The organism is Micromonospora sp. LOL_015, from assembly GCF_048060275.1.
Classification (GTDB): Bacteria; Actinomycetota; Actinomycetes; order Mycobacteriales; family Micromonosporaceae; genus Micromonospora_E.
This window is the reverse complement of sequence record NZ_JBHMIO010000008.1, coordinates 1-17,324: the sequence shown is the minus strand read 5'-3', so window position 1 is coordinate 17,324 and position 17,324 is coordinate 1. Positions and strand designations below refer to the sequence as shown.

At 72.8% G+C, this 17,324-nt stretch carries 17 protein-coding genes; 7 read left to right on the top strand and 10 right to left on the bottom strand.

The features are described from left to right. Window positions 1–11: 11 nt before the first annotated feature. From ACFHWU_RS10035 to ACFHWU_RS10010, 6 genes are all read left to right on the top strand, one after another. The gene (locus ACFHWU_RS10035) at window positions 12–1,247 is read left to right on the top strand and encodes a THUMP-like domain-containing protein (RefSeq protein WP_416590366.1); all 1,236 of its coding nucleotides are present in this window, start codon (window positions 12–14) and stop codon (window positions 1,245–1,247) included. A 46-nt stretch (window positions 1,248–1,293) separates the two neighbouring features. Beyond that, window positions 1,294–1,773 carry a Cys-tRNA(Pro) deacylase gene (ybaK, locus tag ACFHWU_RS10030; protein WP_416551334.1) on the top strand — a complete coding sequence of 160 codons (480 nt, stop codon included), beginning with the start codon at window positions 1,294–1,296 and terminating at the stop codon, window positions 1,771–1,773. Between the two features lie 279 nt (window positions 1,774–2,052). Beyond that, window positions 2,053–3,150, top strand: coding sequence for a sugar ABC transporter substrate-binding protein (locus ACFHWU_RS10025; RefSeq protein WP_416551333.1), 1,098 nt, complete (start codon window positions 2,053–2,055; stop codon window positions 3,148–3,150). 124 nt (window positions 3,151–3,274) lie between these two features. Then, on the top strand, window positions 3,275–4,081 hold the full coding sequence (locus tag ACFHWU_RS10020) for an ATP-binding cassette domain-containing protein (protein WP_416551332.1): 807 nt from the start codon (window positions 3,275–3,277) through the stop codon (window positions 4,079–4,081). Next, window positions 4,078–5,334, top strand: coding sequence for a sugar ABC transporter permease (locus ACFHWU_RS10015; protein WP_416551331.1), 1,257 nt, complete (start codon window positions 4,078–4,080; stop codon window positions 5,332–5,334). Before ACFHWU_RS10020 ends, ACFHWU_RS10015 begins: the two co-directional genes overlap by 4 nt. A gap of 19 nt (window positions 5,335–5,353) precedes the next feature. Continuing rightward, a complete protein-coding gene (locus ACFHWU_RS10010; protein ID WP_416551330.1) occupies window positions 5,354–6,544 on the top strand; it encodes an ROK family transcriptional regulator in 1,191 nt (396 codons plus the stop codon). Window positions 6,545–6,549: 5 nt separating this feature from the next. Here the strand turns inward: ACFHWU_RS10010 and ACFHWU_RS10005 are convergent, their stop codons facing one another. From ACFHWU_RS10005 to tsaB, 6 genes are all read right to left on the bottom strand, one after another. Next, complete coding sequence (locus ACFHWU_RS10005) at window positions 6,550–8,328, bottom strand: ABC transporter ATP-binding protein (RefSeq protein WP_416551329.1); 1,779 nt, start codon at window positions 8,326–8,328, stop codon at window positions 6,550–6,552. Next, entirely contained in the window at window positions 8,325–10,070 is a 1,746-nt protein-coding gene (locus tag ACFHWU_RS10000) for an ABC transporter transmembrane domain-containing protein (RefSeq protein ID WP_416590365.1), read from the bottom strand. Before ACFHWU_RS10000 ends, ACFHWU_RS10005 begins: the two co-directional genes overlap by 4 nt. A 74-nt stretch (window positions 10,071–10,144) precedes the next feature. Further along, on the bottom strand, window positions 10,145–10,399 hold the full coding sequence (locus ACFHWU_RS09995; RefSeq protein ID WP_281555725.1) for a hypothetical protein: 255 nt from the start codon (window positions 10,397–10,399) through the stop codon (window positions 10,145–10,147). Between the two features lie 11 nt (window positions 10,400–10,410). Beyond that, window positions 10,411–11,457, bottom strand: a complete 1,047-nt coding sequence (tsaD, locus tag ACFHWU_RS09990) for a tRNA (adenosine(37)-N6)-threonylcarbamoyltransferase complex transferase subunit TsaD (protein WP_416551327.1) — start codon at window positions 11,455–11,457, stop codon at window positions 10,411–10,413. Next, window positions 11,450–11,902 (bottom strand): ribosomal protein S18-alanine N-acetyltransferase, encoded by a 453-nt coding sequence (gene rimI, locus ACFHWU_RS09985; protein ID WP_416590410.1) that lies wholly within the window; start codon window positions 11,900–11,902, stop codon window positions 11,450–11,452. Before rimI ends, tsaD begins: the two co-directional genes overlap by 8 nt. A 17-nt stretch (window positions 11,903–11,919) precedes the next feature. Next, on the bottom strand, window positions 11,920–12,618 hold the full coding sequence (tsaB, locus tag ACFHWU_RS09980; RefSeq protein WP_416590364.1) for a tRNA (adenosine(37)-N6)-threonylcarbamoyltransferase complex dimerization subunit type 1 TsaB: 699 nt from the start codon (window positions 12,616–12,618) through the stop codon (window positions 11,920–11,922). 315 nt (window positions 12,619–12,933) lie between these two features. Here tsaB and ACFHWU_RS09975 point away from each other — a divergent pair, with 315 nt between their 5' ends. Continuing rightward, window positions 12,934–13,656, top strand: a complete 723-nt coding sequence (locus tag ACFHWU_RS09975; RefSeq protein ID WP_416590363.1) for a helix-turn-helix domain-containing protein — start codon at window positions 12,934–12,936, stop codon at window positions 13,654–13,656. 4 nt (window positions 13,657–13,660) lie between these two features. Here ACFHWU_RS09975 and ung read toward each other — a convergent pair whose 3' ends face one another. The 4 genes from ung to alr form a co-directional block, all read right to left on the bottom strand. After that, window positions 13,661–14,365: a uracil-DNA glycosylase gene (gene ung, locus ACFHWU_RS09970; RefSeq protein ID WP_416590362.1), complete on the bottom strand. Its 705-nt coding sequence runs from the start codon at window positions 14,363–14,365 to the stop codon at window positions 13,661–13,663. Between the two features lie 93 nt (window positions 14,366–14,458). Beyond that, window positions 14,459–14,965 (bottom strand): tRNA (adenosine(37)-N6)-threonylcarbamoyltransferase complex ATPase subunit type 1 TsaE, encoded by a 507-nt coding sequence (gene tsaE, locus ACFHWU_RS09965; RefSeq protein ID WP_416590361.1) that lies wholly within the window; start codon window positions 14,963–14,965, stop codon window positions 14,459–14,461. Then, window positions 14,962–16,050, bottom strand: coding sequence for an alpha/beta fold hydrolase (locus tag ACFHWU_RS09960; RefSeq protein WP_416567424.1), 1,089 nt, complete (start codon window positions 16,048–16,050; stop codon window positions 14,962–14,964). The genes tsaE and ACFHWU_RS09960 overlap by 4 nt, the downstream gene beginning before the upstream one ends. Continuing rightward, complete coding sequence (gene alr / locus ACFHWU_RS09955; RefSeq protein ID WP_416590360.1) at window positions 16,047–17,165, bottom strand: alanine racemase; 1,119 nt, start codon at window positions 17,163–17,165, stop codon at window positions 16,047–16,049. The genes ACFHWU_RS09960 and alr overlap by 4 nt, the downstream gene beginning before the upstream one ends. Between the last annotated feature and the right edge of the window lie 159 nt (window positions 17,166–17,324).

Sequence of the window (17,324 nt, the reverse complement as noted above, 5' to 3'; positions counted from 1 at the left end):
GATGGCCGAGCATGGACAATGTCGCGGTGCACCCGGACGAACTGGCCGCCCTGCGCGCCCCGGAAGGCGCGGCCGCGCTGGTTGCCGCGACCGAGGTGCTGGCCGCGCCGGGCGGGGCGGATCCGCTCGCGGCGGCGACCGCACTGCGTACCGCCGGGGTGCCGGCACCGCTGGCGACCGCCGCACTCACCCAGGCCGCGCTGCGCGCCCGCGCGGCCGGCAAGTTCGGCCCGGCCGCCGCCCGGATGTTCTTCACCCGCGCCGGCCTGGAGCAGGCCACCCGGTCGGTGGTCGCCGACCGGCGCGCCGCCCGGTTGCGCGCCGCCGGGGTGCGCCACCTCGCCGACCTGGGTTGCGGTCTCGGCGCGGACTCCCTCGCCGCCGCCCGGGCCGGCATCCGGGTGTACGCGGTGGAGGCCGACCCGGCCACCGCCGCGATCGCCGCCGCCAACGTCGCGGCGACCGGGCTGGCCCACCTGGTCGACGTGGTCTGCGCCGACGCCACCGGAGTCGACGTCTCCGGCTACGACGCGGTCTTCTGCGACCCGGCCCGCCGGTCCGGCAGCGGTCGGCGCACCTTCGACCCGGACAGCTACTCCCCGCCGTGGGACTTCGTCCGGTCGTTGGTCGCCCGGGTGCCCTGCACCGTGCTCAAGGTGGCACCGGGCATCGACCACGCGCTGATCCCGCCGGGAGCCGAGGCCGAGTGGGTCAGCGTCGACCGGGAGGTGGTCGAGGCGGCGTTCTGGTGCGGCCCGCTGGCCGACACCCCGCGCCGGGCCACCCTGCTGCGTACCGGACAGCCGGCCACGGACCTGGTCGGCGACGGCGACGAGCCGGTCGACGTCGGCCCGGTCCGGCGCTTCCTGTACGACCCGGACGGGGCGGTGGTCCGCTCACACCTGGTCGCCGCGTTCGCCGCGACCGTCGACGGCACCCTCGCCGACGAGTCGATCGCCTACGTCTACGCCGACGCGCCGACCGACACGCCGTACGGCCGATGTCTGGAGGTCACCGACGTGCTGCCGTTCTCGCTGAAGCGGCTGCGGGCGCTGCTGCGCGAACGCGGCGTCACCCGGCTGGAGATCCTCAAACGCGGCTCCCCGCTCGACCCCGCCCAGTTGCGCCGCGATCTGCGGCTGCGTACCGCCTCCGGGGCCGGCGTGGCGGCGAGTCTGGTGCTGACCCGGGTGGCCGGCGCCCCGACGGCGCTGCTCGCCCACCCGGTGCCGGCACCCGGCCGGTGACCGCACGCGGCCGACGGCGGGCGCCCGGCCGGTAACGTCGCGCGGCATGGCAGGTACCGCGACCCCGGCGACGACGCTGCTGACCAAGCGGCGGATCACCTTCCAACTACACCCGTACCGGGTCTCGCCGGACACCCCGGACTACGGCGCGGCGGTCGCGGCCGCCCTCGGCGTCGCCGCCGAGCAGGTGTTCAAGACGCTGGTGGCGCAGGTCGACGGGGCACTCGCCGTCGGCGTCGTACCGGTCACCGGGGAGCTGGACCTGAAGGCTCTGACGGTGGCGCTCGGCGGCAGGCGCGCGGTGCTCGCCGACCGGGTGCTCGCCGAGCGGACCACCGGGTACGTCCGGGGCGGCATCAGCCCGATCGGGCAGCGTAAACGCCTGCCGACGGTGCTGGACGCCTCGGCGCAGCGGTACGCCGAGGTGTACGTATCGGCCGGTCGTCGCGGGTTGCAGTTGAGTATCACTCCGGGTGACCTCGCAGCGGTGGCTGGCGCCCGGTTCGCCCCGATCGCGGCCCACTGATCCGGTCAGTCGACGGGCAGATGTCCACCGCGTTGCTGAATTGTTATCGCAGGCAACAAAACTGGTGACGTCACCGTCTTGTGCTCGGCACCACAGTCCTAATACGTTGCCGGACACAACAAAAACCGCGATGGCCCAGCTCAGCCCCAGGCCGTTGCCGTCGCCGGCCGGGCCTCCGGAGCCCACCAGCGCCCCGCGAGCCCACGCCCGAGACCGCACGACTCGCACCAGCACAAACCCCTTGTACGCGGAACATCACCCTTCGAAAGGACCCGAGCGATGCGCAAAGGGATCCTCAGCACCGCCGCCGCCGGCGTCCTGCTCGCCGGCGGCCTGACCGCCTGTGGCAGCGACACCGGCAGCGACACCGGCAGCGGCGACACGCCGACTCCGAAGATCGGCGTGATCCTGCCGGACAGCGCCTCCTCCGACCGCTGGGAGACCGCCGACCGGCGCTTCCTGCAGGAGGCGTTCGACGCCGCCGGCGTCGACGCCACCATCCAGAACGCCCAGGGCGACAAGGCCCAGTTCCAGACCCTCGCCGACCAGATGATCACCGACGGGGCCACCGTCCTGATGATCGTCAACCTGGATTCCGGCACCGGCAAGGCAGTGCTGGACAAGGCGAAGCAGCAGGGCGTCGCCACCATCGACTACGACCGGCTCACCCTGGGCGGCTCCGCCGAGTACTACGTGAGCTTCGACAACGAGGCCGTCGGCCAACTGCAGGGCGAGGGCCTGGTCAAGTGCCTGACCGACGCCGGCGTGGAGAAGCCGACCATCGCCACCCTAAACGGCTCCGAGACCGACAACAACGCCACCCTGTTCAAGGCCGGCTACGACGGCGTGCTCGACCCGCTGTACGAGTCCGGCGAGTACGTCAAGGGCCCGGACCGCTGGGTGCCGGACTGGGACAACACCCAGGCCGCCACGCTGTTCGAGCAGATGCTGACCCAGACCGGCGGCGAGATCGACGGCGTGCTGGCTGCCAACGACGGCCTCGGCAACGCGGCGATCTCGGTGCTCAAGCGCAACGAGCTCAACGGTCAGGTGCCGGTCACCGGGCAGGACGCCACCCCGCAGGGCCTGCAGAACATCCTCGCCGGCGATCAGTGCATGACCGTCTACAAGGCAATCAAGGCCGAGGCGCAGGCCGCCGCCGACCTGGCGGTCGCGCTGGCCAACGGTGAGCGCAAGGAGGTCGCGCAGACCGTCACCGACCCGGAGACCAACCGGGAGGTGCCGTCGGTGCTGCTCACCCCGCAGGCCATCTACAAGGAGAACGTCGCCGACGTGGTCAACGACGGCTACGTCACCGCCGAAGAGCTCTGCACCGACGAGTTCGCCGAGCTCTGCGTCGAGGCCGGCATCAGCTGACCGGCGTACCGGCGACCCACCGGTAGCCCCGCCGCGCGGGTGTCGCCCGGCAGCACCATCGCCGGGTGACACCCGCGGCGGCGGAACCGGCGCCGGCCGGGCACCCTTACGAAGGAGACCACCCGTGTCCGCGACCCCCCTGCTGCAACTGCGCGGGATCGACAAGAACTTCGGCCCCGTCCAGGTGCTGCGCAACGTCGACTTCGCCGTCTATCCCGGCGAGGTGACCGCGCTCGTCGGTGACAACGGTGCCGGCAAGTCCACCTTGGTCAAATGCATCAGCGGCATCCACCCGATCGACCGCGGCGAGGTCGTCGTCGACGGCCGCCGGGTGCACATCCACAACCCGCGCGACGCCGCGTCGCACGGCATCGAGGTCGTCTACCAGGACCTCGCGCTCTGCGACAACCTCGACATCGTGCAGAACATGTTCCTCGGGCGGGAGAAGCGCACCGGGATCGTCCTGGACGAGACCACCATGGAGCAGATGGCCGCGGACACCCTCGCCGGGCTCTCCGTCCGGACCGTCAAGTCGCTGCGGCAACTCGTCGCCAGCCTCTCCGGCGGCCAGCGCCAGACCGTCGCCATCGCCAAGGCGGTGCTGTGGAACAGCAAGGTCGTCATCCTCGACGAACCCACCGCGGCGCTCGGCGTCGCCCAGACCGCCCAGGTGCTCGAACTGGTCCGCCGGCTCGCCGACAACGGCCTCGCCGTCGTACTGATCTCACACAACATGAACGACGTCTTCGCGGTGTCGGACCGGATCGCCGCGCTGTACCTCGGCCAGATGGTCGCCCAGGTCCGCAGCACGGAGATCACCCACGCGCAGATCGTGGAGCTGATCACCGCCGGCCGCAGCGGTGACCTCGGCCTGCCGGCCGACAACGGCACCGAGTACGCCGCCACCACCGGACCGGGAGCCGACCGATGAGCACCGCCACCTCAACAGTCCAGCGGCCCGCCGCCTCGGCCGACTCGCCCGGCGTCGGCGAACACCTGCGCAACTACTTCTCCCGGGTGCGCGGCGGCGACCTCGGCGCACTGCCCGCGATCCTCGGCCTCATCGTGCTCTGCACGGTCTTCTCGATCGTGCGGCCCAACTTCTTCACCGCCGGCAACTTCGCCAACCTGTTCATCCAGGGCGGAGCGGTCACCCTGATCGCGATGGGGCTGATCTTCGTCCTGCTGCTCGGTGAGATCGACCTGTCCGCCGGCTTCGCCAGCGGCGTCTGCGCCGCGATCCTGGCGGTCGTCTCCACCGAGATGGGACTGCCCTGGTACGTGGCGGTGCTGGCAGCGGTGGCCACCGGAACCCTGATCGGCACCGTCCTCGGATTCCTGGTCGCCAAGGTCGGTATCCCGTCGTTCGTGGTCACCCTGGCCGCGTTCCTCGCCTTCCAGGGCACGGTGCTGCTGCTGATCGAAGGCGGCAAGAACGTCTCGCTGCGCGACGACGTGCTGATCGCGATCGTCAACCGCAACGTCCCGCCGGTCGTCGGTTGGGCCATCTTCGGCGTCGGGGTGGCCGGGTTCGCGCTGATCCAACTGCTGCGCTACCGCACCCGGTCCGCCAAGGGCCTGGTCACCGACCCGATGGTGGTGGTGCTGGCCCGCATCGGCGTGCTGATCGCGATCGCCGGTGCCGCTGTCTACATCCTCAACCAGGAGCGCAGCATCAACCCGCTGATCACCTCGCTGCGCGGGGTGCCGATCGTGGTACCGGTCATCGTGGTACTGCTGATCTTCTGGACCTTCGTGCTGCGGCGCACCGCGTACGGTCGGCACATCTACGCCGTCGGCGGCAACCGGGAGGCCGCCCGCCGGGCCGGTATCAACGTCGACCGGATCCGGATCTCCGCCTTCATGATCTGCTCCTCGATGGCCGCCGTCGGCGGCATCGTGGCCGCCAGCCGGGCCAACTCGGTGGACGCCAACACCGGCGGCAGCAACGTGCTGCTGTTCGCCGTCGGCGCAGCGGTGATCGGCGGCACCAGCCTGTTCGGCGGCAAGGGCCGGGTCCTCGACGCGGTCCTCGGCGGCGCCGTGGTCGCGGTCATCGAGAACGGCATGGGGCTGATGAATGTCAGCTCCGGGGTGAAGTTCGTCTTCACCGGTCTGGTCCTGCTGCTGGCCGCCAGCGTCGACGCGCTGTCCCGTCGTCGCGCCGCCGCCGGGTCACGATGACTGCGGAGACGACGATCCGATGCGGGCAGGACCCAGCCAGGAGGAGATCCGCCGGCACAACCTCGGCGCGTTGCTGCGGCACGTGCACGTGCACGGTGCCACCTCACGCGCCGAACTGACCACCACGCTGGGGCTCAACCGCAGCACCATCGGCGCGCTCACCGCCGACCTGGCCGCCGCCGGCCTGGTCAGCGAGGGCGGTGCCCGGGAAACCGGCCGGGCCGGACGACCGTCGCTGGTCGTCCGGCCCGCGTCCGAGCGGGTGTACGCGTACGCGCTCAGCATCGAGGTCGACCGGTTACGGGCCGCCCGGGTCGGACTTGGTGGCCGGATCCTCGACACGCGCACCGGCGACCGACCCCGGGGCACCCTCGCCGCCGAGGCGGTCGGCCCACTCACCGGCTTCGTCAAGGAGCTGCACCAGGCGGTGCCGGCCGGCGCGGTCTGCGTCGGCAGCGGCGTCGCGGTCTGCGGCATGGTCCGCCGCGACGACGGCATGGTCCGGCTCGGCCCCACCATGGGCTGGGTCGACGAGCCGCTCGGCGCGGCCCTGGCCGAGGCGCTCGGCGACGACCGGGGCGTGCTGGTCGGCAACGTCTCCGACGTGTGCGCGCTGGCCGAACACACCCGGGGCGCGGCGGTCGGCTGCGAACACGTCATCTACCTGTACGGCGACGTCGGCGTCGGCGCCGGGATCATCGCCGGTGGCCGGCGGGTCACCGGACACGGCGGGTACGGCGGCGAGGTCGGCCACATGGTAGTGCACCCCGGCGGCCGGCCCTGCCTGTGCGGATCTCGCGGCTGCTGGGAAACCGAGATCGGCGAACACGCGCTGATCCAGGCAGCCGGCCGCAGCGGGGAAGTCGTCGGCCGGGAGGCGGTGCTCGCCGTGGTGGACGCGGCCGACCGGGGCGACAGCCAGGCCCAGGCCGCCGTCCGCCAGGTCGGCAACTGGCTCGGCTTCGGCGTGGCCAACCTGGTCAACATCTTCAACCCGGAGACGGTGATCTTCGGCGGTACGCTGCGGGACGTCTACCTGGCGGCGGCCGCGCACGTGCGCAGTCGGCTCAACTCCAACGGGCTACCGGCCTGCCGGGAACACGTCCGGCTGCGTACCCCGAAACTCGGCGACGACGCCCCGTTACTCGGCGCCGCCGAGCTGGCCTTCGAGCAGTTGCTCGCCGACCCGCTCGACGCGGTGGCCGGCTGACCCGGTCAGCCGACCGCCTGCGCCGACCCGAGGCCCTGCCAGGTGCGCCACAGATCGGCGTACGGACCGTCGGCGGCGACCAGCTCGTCGTGCGAGCCGAACTCGGTGATCAGCCCGTCCTCGACCACGGCGATCCGGTCGGCGTCGTGCGCCGAGTACAGCCGGTGCGCGATCGCGATCACCGTACGCCCGTGCAGCACCGCCGCGAGCGACCGCTCCGTGCGCCGGGCGGTACGCGGGTCGATCAGCGACGTCGCCTCGTCCAGCACCAGGGTCTGCGGATCGGCCAGCACCAGCCGGGCCAGGGCGAGCTGCTGGGCCTGGTCCGGACCGACCGGGTGGCCGCCGGCACCGACCACCGTGGCCGCCCCGTCCGGCAGGGCGGACACCCAGTCCAGTGCGTCGACGGCGGCCAACGCGTCGCGTACCTCGGCGTCGGTGGCGTCCGGCCGGACCAGCGCGACGTTGTCGCGCACCGTACCGATGAAGACGTGATGCTCCTGGGTTACCAGGGCGACCCGGCCGCGTAGCTGGTCCGGGGCGAGGTCGGTCAGCGGTACGCCGCCGGCGGTGACCGAGCCGGCGGTCGGCCGCAGCACCCCGGCCAGCAGCCGGCCCAGGGTGGACTTGCCGGCGCCGGACGGCCCGACGATGGCGATCCGCTCCCCCGGCTGGGGCACCAGGGTGACCCCGCGCAGCACCTCCCGCCCGTCGACGTAGTTGAAGTGGACGTCGACCGCCGCGACCGGGTCGGCGGCGCGTACGCCGTCGGGTGCCGGCGCGCGGGGCACCGCGGTCGCGGGCCGGTCCGGCTGGGCGACGCCGAGCAGCCGGGCCAGCGACGCGGCACCGAGCTGCAGTTCGTCCAGCCAGTTCAGCAGCCGGTCCAGCGGGGCGGCCAGCAGCTGCACGTAGAGCACTGCCGCGGTGACCTGGCCGAGCGTCACCCAGCCGCGCAGGTAGCACCAGCCGCCGACCGCCAGGGTCGCCGCGACCGGCACCACGTAGCTGATCTCGATCAGCGGGAACCAGACGGTACGCAGCCACAGTGTGTAACGCTCGGCCGCGTACTGCCGGGCGATGTCGGTGTCGGTACGCCGCCGCCGGTGCTCCTGCCGGCGCAGCGCCTCGACGGTCCGGGCACCGTCGACGGTTTCGCTGAGCCCGTCGGTGATCCGCGAGTACGCGGCGCTCTCGGCCAGGTAGCCGTCCGGTGCCCGGCGCAGATACCAGCGGGTGCCTGCCCACAGCAGCGGCACCACGATCAGGCAGGGCACCGCCAGCACCGGGGCGACCAGCAGCAACGCCCCGAAGATGAAGGTCGCGGTGCTGATCGCGATCAGCGTCTCGGGCACCGCGAACCGCACCGACTTGGACAGCACGGCGACGTCGTGCGAGGTCCGGGTGAGCAGGTCACCGGTGCCGGCCTTCTCCACCGTCGACAGCGGGATGGACAGCACCCGGCCGATGAACTCTTCGCGCAACGCGGCCAGCACCCGCTCGCCGAGCCGGGCGGACGCCACGTGCGCGTAGCGAGCGAGCACCGCCTGTAAGACCAGGAACCCGGCGATCGCCAGGGCGGTCCGGTCGACGGCGGCGATCGCCGCCGTCCCGGTGGTGAGCGTCTCGACCAGGCCGCCGAGCAGCCGGGGCGCGGCGAGCCCGGCGACCGCAGCACCCACGTGCAGCGCGAGGGCACCGGCCAGCATCCGTGGGTGCCGGCGGACCAGGACACGGGCGTACCGGCGGACCTCGGCCCGGTCCGCGACCGGCAACGCCGTCACGACGCCACCTCACTCAACGCCGCCGGCTCGGTGGATGCCGCCAGCTCGGCGCGGGTCACCAGGGCGGCGTACCCGGGTTCGGTGCGCAGCAGCTCGGCGTGACTGCCGTCGGCCACCACCCGGCCGGCGTCGACGAACACCACCCGGTCGGCGTGTTCCAGCAGCAGCGGGCTGGTGGTGCAGACGACGGTGGTCCGGCCGGTCCGTGCGGCCCTCAGCCTGGCCGCGATCCGCACCTCGGTGTGCGCGTCCACGGCGCTGGTCGGCTCGACCAGCACCAGGACCGGCGGGTCGGCGAGCAGCGCCCGGGCCAGCCGGAGCCGCTGCTGCTGACCGCCGGAGAACTCCCGGCCACGTTCGGCGACCTCGGCATCGAGACCGTCCGGCAGCGCATCGACGATGTCGGTGGCGCTGGCCGCGACCAGCGCCGCCCGGATCGCGTCGTCGCTGGCCCGCCCGGTGCCGTCGAGTTCGTCGCGCAGCCGGCCGGTGAACAGCCGGTCGTCGTTGTCGGTCACCAGGATCCGCTGCCGGACCGTGGCCAGGTCCAGCTCCCGCAGCGGTACGCCGGCCAGGGCGACCTCGGCGTCGCGGTAGCGGCCCAGCCGGTCGGCGAGCCCGGCGACGTCCTCCGGCGCGGTGGCCGCGACGGCGGTCAACTGGTACGGGGCCACCCGCAGGCCGGACGTGGAATCGACCAGTTCGCCGTCGCGGTCCGGCAGTCGGCGCAGCCACGCCGGGTCGGTGAACTCCGGCGTGATGGCGAGCAGGCCCGCGACCCGGCGGGCAGCGACGTGGCCACGGGTCATGGTGTGCAGGAACTCGGTCAGCGTCCGGATCGGACCGGTCAGGAACGCGGTGTACGCGTAGGCGGCGACCAGTTGCCCGACGGTCAGCTCGCCGGAGAGCGTGAGCCGCGCCCCGAGCCAGGTCACCAGCACCAGGAACATCCCGGGCAGCAGCACCTGGCCGGCCTCCAGGACGGACTCGACCCGGGCCAGTCGGTCGCCACGCCGCCGCAGCTCCTGCGACTGGTCCCGGTAGCGGCCGGCGAAGGCCGGTTCACCGCCGACGCCGCGCAGGATCCGCAGGCCGGTCACGGTGTCGCCGGCCAGGGTCGCCAGGGTGGCCTGCTGGTCCCGGTAGGTCTGCTGGCGGCGGTGCAGCGGCCGCAGGCCGAGCCCGACGGCCGCCATCAGCGCCGGCACCCCGATCACGATCACCAGCCCGAGCGGAACGGAGGTGCCGAGCAGGATCGCGGCGACCACGACGATCGCCACCACCGCACCGATCGCCCGGGCGACGACCTCCACCGCGCCGCCGAGACTGCTCATGTCGGCGGTCCCGATGCTCACCACCTCGCCGGTGGCCAGCCGTTTCGGCAGGGTGGCGCCGAGCCGGTTGGCCTGCCGTACGGTGAGCTGGACCGTGCGGTACGCGGTGGACAGCCAGTTGAACACGCCGAACCAGTGCTGGCTGATGCTGGCCGTCGCCTGGACCAGCCCCAGCCCCAGTAGCATCGCCGACCAGCCGAGCAGCGCCTGCGAATCGCGGGCGGTGAGGCCGACGTCGACGGCGCGCCCGAGAACCGCCGGCATCAACGCCTGGCTGCCCATCCAGACCACGCTGAGCACCGATCCCCAGGCCACGGACGCCCCGGCGCGTCCGGCCAGCCAGCGCAGCAGACGCAGGGCTGACCGGTGATCGGCTACGCCGGGATCGGCGACGGGCAGGGTCCACATGACATCGCGACCGTACGGCTACTTTGCGTGGCCGATCCACCGATTTTCCCATTTCCGCCGGTCGGCCGGCGGCTTCAGCGGTCGACCTGGGTGAAGTCCCAGCTGTGCGGTGCACGGGTGACCAGCCGCAGCGGTGGTTCCGGCAACGACAACGGGCTGCTGCGCCACTTCGAGATGACGACCAGCCGGTCATCGGTCGATGAGAAGACCTCACTGGCCAGGTGCAGCGGGCTGTGTTCGATCTCCGGCAGCGCGGTGTCACAGACCCAGGTGAGCAACTCGGTCAGGCGGGACGGCTCGGCCTTCGCCTCCCACATCCGCACGATCACGTCGCCGGACATTACACGCTCACCGTGGTCAACGGCAGCGCGGAGTCGGCCGGCAGGTCCAGCCGGCTGGCCGGTACCCCGGCGGCGACCAGATGCGAACCGAGCGCCGCGACCATCGCGCCGTTGTCGGTGCAGAGTTTCGGCCGGGGCACCCGGACCCGGATCCCGTACCGCTCGCAGCGTTGCTCGGCCATCGCCCGCAGCCGCGAGTTGGCCGCCACCCCACCACCGATGACCAGGGTCTCGACGCCCCGGTCCCGGCAGGCGTCGACCGCCTTGGCGGTCAGCACGTCGCAGACCGCCTCCTGGAACGACGCGGCGACCTCCGCCACCGGCACCGGCTCACCGGCCCGTTCCCGGGCCTCGACCCAGCGGGCCACCGCGGTCTTCAATCCGGAGAAGGAGAAGTCGAACCGGTGCGCGGCGAGGTCCTTCGGCGCGGTGAGTCCACGGGGGAACGCGATCGCCGCGGCGTCGCCGTCGCGGGCCGAGCGGTCGATCGGCGGCCCGCCGGGGAACGGCAGGCCGAGCAGCCGGGCCACCTTGTCGAACGCCTCACCGGCGGCGTCGTCGATGGTGGCGCCGAGCGGGGTGACTCCGGCGGTCAGGTCGTCGACCAGCAGCAGCGACGAGTGCCCGCCGGAGACCAGCAGGGCGATCGCCGGTTCCGGCAGCGGACCGTGCTCCAGGGTGTCGACGGCCACGTGGGCGGCGAGGTGGTTGACGCCGTACACCGGCTTGTCGGTAGCGATCGCGTAGCCCTTGGCCGCCGCGACACCGACCAGCAGGGCACCGGCCAGACCGGGGCCGGCGGTCACCGCGATCGCGTCGATGTCGGCCAGGGTGACGCCGGCGTCGTCGAGGGCCCGGCGCATCGTCGGCACGATCGCCTCCAGGTGGGCCCGGCTGGCCACCTCCGGCACCACGCCGCCGAACCGGGCGTGTTCGGCCACACTGGAGGCCAGCGCGTCGGCGAGCAGCGTGTGCCCGCGGACGATGCCGACCCCGGTCTCGTCGCAGGAGGTCTCGATCCCGAGGACCAGAGGTTCGTCAGCCATCTCGCATCATCACCAGAGCGTCAGTGTTGCTGGGTTGGTAGTAGCCACGGCGTACGCCGACCGGTTCGAAACCGTACGCCGCGTACAGCCGCTGCGCGGGTGCGTTGTCCACCGCGACTTCCAGGAAGGTCCGGCCGGCCCCGCGCCGGGTGGCTTCGTCGAGCAGCCCGACCAGCAGGGTCCGGCCCACGCCGCGCCGTTGGCGGTCCCGGCGTACCGCGACGTTCTGCACCCACGCCTCGTCGGGTGTCGCCGGGTCGCCGGCCAGCGCCAGCCCGGCGTACCCGGCCAGCCAGTCGGTGCCGTCGACGGCGGCCAGGTAGTGGTGCCCGTTGGCCAGCTCGTTCCAGAACATCTCGGCCGACCACTGTTCGGCACCGAACAGGTCGGCCTCGATCGGCACCGCCTGTTCGATGTGCCACCAGCGGAACCGGACGATCCGCAGCTGCCCGTCGGCCTGGGTCACTGGAGCACCGGTTTGCGTCCGGCCGCCGCGACGGCGTCGGGCCGGCGCAGGTAGCACGGGGTCAACGGCTCGGTGGGCACCGCGGTGCGGACCCGGTCGGCCGCCAACCGTGCCAGCGGAAGCGCGTCCGGGTAGCGGGGCTCGGGTCGCACCGGTACGCCGAGCGGTTCGGCGTAGCGCAGGGCGCCGTCGCCGACCGCCGTGGTGACGCCGAGACCCGCCAGGGCCCCGGCGACGGCGGCCGGCGCGCCGACCGCCGGGTCGGTGAGCCGCCGACCGCCGGCGGCGTACACCGCCCAGTAGATCTCCCGGCGCCGGGCGTCGGTAGCGGCCAGCACCGGGCCGGTCGCCGCATCGGTGCCGGCCAGGTCGGTGCCGGCGGCGTGGCCGAGCGCGTCGAGGGAGTTGACGCCGTACGTCGGGATGTCCAGGGCGTGCGCCATGCTGGCGGCGGTGACCAAACCGACCCGCAGTCCGGTGAACGGACCAGGTCCGAGCCCGGCCACCACTGCGGTCAGGTCCGCCGCCGTCGCACCGAACTCGGCCAGGCAGGCGGCGATCTGCGGAGAGAGCAGTTCGCCGTGCGCCCGCGCGTCGACCGTACGTCGACTGGCCAGCAGACGTACGTCGTCGGTGATCTCGGCCAACGCGGCAGTCACCGCGGGAGTCGACGAATCCAGCACCAGTACCAGCACGGTATGCACCCTAACCGGACACCGCGTCCGGCTCCTGTCTGCCCTCGGCGCGCCCGTGGCCGAGTCACCCCGCGTCCCCCGCGCCCCGCGTCTCGCCCGTCGCCCGTCGCCCGTACTCTCCAGACCTGATGCCACACGTGCATCTTGATGCCACAGGTGCATCAAGCCTGGAGAGAGACCCGTCCCCCGGCCTGTCCCTGGCCCGGTGAGTCCGTCCGGCGGTGAAATCCGTCCGGCCGGGCGCGCGCCGCCGGTCGGGAACCGGACATCCGTCGAGGATGGACATCATCGGTCCCGGACGGGGACGATCAGCGAATGGAATCGTCGACCCGGCTCGGTGGGGAGGTCGGCCGGCTGCTGCGGCAGGAACGCGAACTCCGCCGGCTGACCCAGCGGGATCTGGCCACGGCCACCGGAATCGCGCAGACCACCGTGGCCCGGGTCGAGTCCGGTCACCGTGGCGCGGCGTTACCACTGGTCGAGCGGTTGTTCGCGGCGCTGGGCCGGCAGCTCGTGGTCGGAGTCGAGGACCTCGGCGAGGACCTGGACCGGCAGATCGCGCAACTCGCCACCAGCGGGATCGATGACCGACTCCTGGACACCGACGTCGAGCAGTTCCGCCGCCACGTCGACGGGATCAGCTACGTCTTCGACGGCCCGACCGCCGCACTGCTGCAGGGCGCACCGGTGCCGGCACCCGGGGTGCACGTGGCCCTGCTCTGGTCGGAGGCGGACGCCATCACCGAATGGCTGACCGGCCGGTACGCGAGCCGGTGGATGGACCGTTGGCAGGAGTACCGGCACATTCCGGTCGATCCGCGCGAGCCGTATCCGCACCGGTGGCAGACGCTAGCCGGGGAGATCCACGCCCGGATGTGCGACGAACTCCCCGAGTCGATCGACGTACGGCACGGCGAGCGGCACTACCCGGTGGTGCCGCTGGCCGAGCTGGCGATCGCCGATCCGGGCGTCGCCCGGCTACTCGACCGGCACCGGGCGGGCCGCAGCGGTCAGCCGGCACCGGGGCACGCCGGTTGACCGGTCAGCCGGCCGTCGGCTGATCGGCACCGCCGGTCCGGCTCCAGTCGATGCCGGGCAGGCCGGCGTCGGCCAGCGCCTTGTCGGTGGCGCTGAACGGCCGGCAGCCGAGGAAGCCCCGCGGGTTCATCGGGCTGGGGTGGCCGGCCTCCAGCACGACGTGCCCCGGGTTGGTGATCAGCCCGCGCTTCTTGCGGGCGTAGCCGCCCCACAGCAGGAAGACGACCCGCTGGTCGCGGGCGTCGAGCGCGGCGATCGTGGCGTCGGTGAACTCCTCCCAGCCCTTGCCGGCGTGCGAGCCGGGCCGGCCCTGCCGCACGGTGAGCACCGCGTTGAGCAGCAGCACGCCCTGGGCCGCCCAGCCGGTCAGGTCACCGCTGCGCGGCATCGGCACCCCGACATCGGTGCCCAGCTCCTTGAATACGTTGCGCAGCGACGGCGGCACCGGCACCCCGTCGCGGACGCTGAAGCTGAGCCCGTGGGCCTGCCCGGCCCGGTGGTACGGGTCCTGGCCGAGGACCAGCACCCGGCACTGCTCCGGCGGGCACAGCTGGTACGCGGTGAACAGGTCCTCCACCGGCGGGTACACCGTCTGGTCGGCGTACTCGTCGGCGACGTACCGGCCGAGCGCGGCGGTGCCGGCCGGGTCCAGGTGCGGGGTGAGCGCGGTGGCCCAGGCAGGAGGCAACATGGCCAGCAGGTCGAGCATCTCGGGAGCCTTTCGTCACGCCTCGGTGGTGGCCGCCGCCCGTCCTCATGGAGAGCTGCGCGCCGTCCGGCACTCTACTGGTGGCCTGCGACATCACCGTCCAGCATGGCCGGCCGGCTGGTCCAGCGCGGCGAGCCGGCCCGACCAGCCGGGGCCCAGCCCGGTCACCTCGGCGGTCCGGGAGTCGTCCTCGGCCCGGTGCATGCGGATCAGCAGATGTGCCTCGGCGAGCTGCTCGACCAGCCCCTCGCCCCACTCGACGACGGTGACCGCCCGGTCCATGTCGGCGTCCAGGTCGAGGTCGTCGATCTCGGCCCGTGGGTCGGGTGCGTCGCCGAGCCGGTACGCGTCGGCGTGCACCAGGGTGAGCGTGCCGCCGCGGGCCGGATCCGGCTGGTGTACCCGGGCGATGACAAACGTCGGCGAGGTGACGTCTTCGCGTACCCCGAGGCCGTCGCCGATGCCCTGCACCAGGACGGTCTTGCCGGCACCGAGCGGACCGGTCAGCACCACCAGGTCGCCCTGGCGCAGCAGCCGGCCGAGGCGGCGGCCGAGGTCGTGGGTGTCGGCCAGTTCGGGAAGCGGGATCCGGACGGTCATCGGGCGATTTTCGCAAGGAACGCGAACAGCGCCGCGTTGACCCGGTCGGCGTGTTCCAGCATCACCACGTGCCCGCCGTCGGGGATTCTCACGTAGTCGGCATCGGGCAGCCGACGCAGGATCTCCTCCGAGTGCGTCAGCGGGGTGATCATGTCCTTGTCGCCGACGATGACCAGGGTGGGGCTGCTCTCCAGGACCGCGAGCGCCGGGTACCGGGAGTGGGTCAGCAGGGTCCGTACGTACCGGGTGACGGTCTCCGCCGAGGTCCGCGAGTTCATCCGTTCGACATAGCTGACCAGCGCCGGGCTGGGCCGGTCGGTGCCGAAGCCGTACTGGCGGGTCAGCAGCCAGGCGAGGTCGGCGGTGGCCACTCGCAGCCGGTCGATCACCGAACCGGTCAGCCGGGTGGCGTTGTTGACCAGCATCAGCAGTGGCGAGCCGGCCCGACTGAGGATCGCCGGCAGGCCGAGCCGGGCCTCGTCGGCCAGGTTGCCCGAGGTCGCCATCAGTACGGTGCCGACCACCCGGGCACGGAACAGCTCCGGATGCCGTTGCGCCAGGGCCATGATGGTCATGCCGCCCATCGAGTGTCCGACCAGGATCAGTGGGCCATCGCCAGCGGCCTGCTCGATGACCGCGCGCAGCGTCTCACCGAGTGCGTCGATCTCGTAGTCGCCGGACTCCAGCCGCCCGGAGCGGCCGTGGCCGGGCTGGTCGTAGCAGACCAACCGGTACTCACCCCGCCGGGTCAGCTCCCGGCGTTGGAAGTGGAAGGTCCCCATGTCCAGGCAGTAGCCGTGTACAAAGACGATCGTCGGCCGCGGCGGTGCCGCGTCGTCCGGCTCGACGATCTCCACGTACACGTCGGTGCCATCGGCGGCGGTGACCACCCGGGTCTCGTCATAGGGCAGTTCTCCGAAGGGTTCGTCGGCGTACCGGTCTGCCACCTCCCGCTTGAGTCGGCGCACCAGGGCGCGTTCAACGGTGACCGTCGCGGTCACCCCGGCCGCCGCGACGCCGAGGGCCGCGCCCACGATGCCGGCGGTCCGGGCCACCTTCTGCGCACCGGCCCGCTGCCCGCTCATGGCCGGCTGTCCTGGTAGATCCGGGGCACCCGGGGACTACCGAACCGGGTGACGATCTCGTAGTTGATGGTGCCGACCGCGTCGGCCCAGTCGTCGGCGGTCGGGCCGCCGTCGCGTCCGTCACCGAACAATGTGGCCACCTCCCCAGCGTTGATCTCGTCGTCGCCGCAGTCGAGCACGATCTGGTCCATGCACACCCGACCGGCGATCCGCCGCACCCGGCCGCCGAGGCGCACCGGACCGGCGTTGGACGCGTGCCGGGGCACCCCGTCGGCGTAGCCGAGCGGCACCACGGCCAGGGTGCTCTCCCGTTCGGTGTGGTAGGTGTGCCCGTAGGAGACGCCCTGCCCGGCGGGGACCCGCTTGACCAGCATCACCCGGGCGCGGACGGTCATCGCCGGCCGTAGACCGAAGGTCTCGCCCGGCACCGGCGACAGCCCGTAGCAGGCGATACCGGGCCGGACCAGGTCGAAGTGGGTGTCCGGCCGGGTCAGGGTGGCCGCCGAGTTGGCCAGGTGCCGGTAGCGGGGGCGCAGCCCGTACCGGCTGGCCACGGCCAGCCCGTCGTGGTACGCCGCCAGCTGCCGGTCGATGGTGGCGTGCCCGGGCGCGTCGGCGAAGACGAAGTGGCTCCACACCCCGACCACCTCGACGGTGCCGTCGGACTGCGCCTTGGCGGCCGCCTCGACCAGCTCGGGCCAGTCGTCGCCGGTGGCCCCGCCCCGGGACAACCCGGTGTCGAGCTTGAGGTGCAACCGGGCCGGCCGGCCGGCGAGTCGGGCCGCGGCGACCGCCTCGGACAGCAGGGCGCGGCTGCCCACGCCGAGGTCGACGTCGGCGGCGACCGCGTCGTGTAGCGGCAGCCCGGGGCTGATCAGCCAGGCCAGCACCGGCGCGGTCAACCCCGCGCCGCGCAGCTCCAACGCCTCACGGAGGGTGCAGACGCCGAGCCAGTCAGCTCCGGCGTCGAGAGCGGCCCGGGCCGCCGGCCCCATCCCGTGGCCGTACCCGTCGCCCTTCACCACCGCCATCAGCTCGGCGCTGGTGCCGGCCCGCAGCCGGGCCACGTTCTCCCGAATCGCGTCCAGGTCGACCCGCACCTCTGCCTGCCACATGGGGCCAGCCTACTGACCAGTCACCTGATCGGGCAGGTTCCCGGCCGGTCAGGTCGGCACCGACCAGGGTCAGATCATCGTCACCCGATGGAAGGCCACCGCTGAGTAGGCCCGGGGCGCGGTGCCGGGATTGCCCCCGGCCCGTCTCCCCGGACCTCT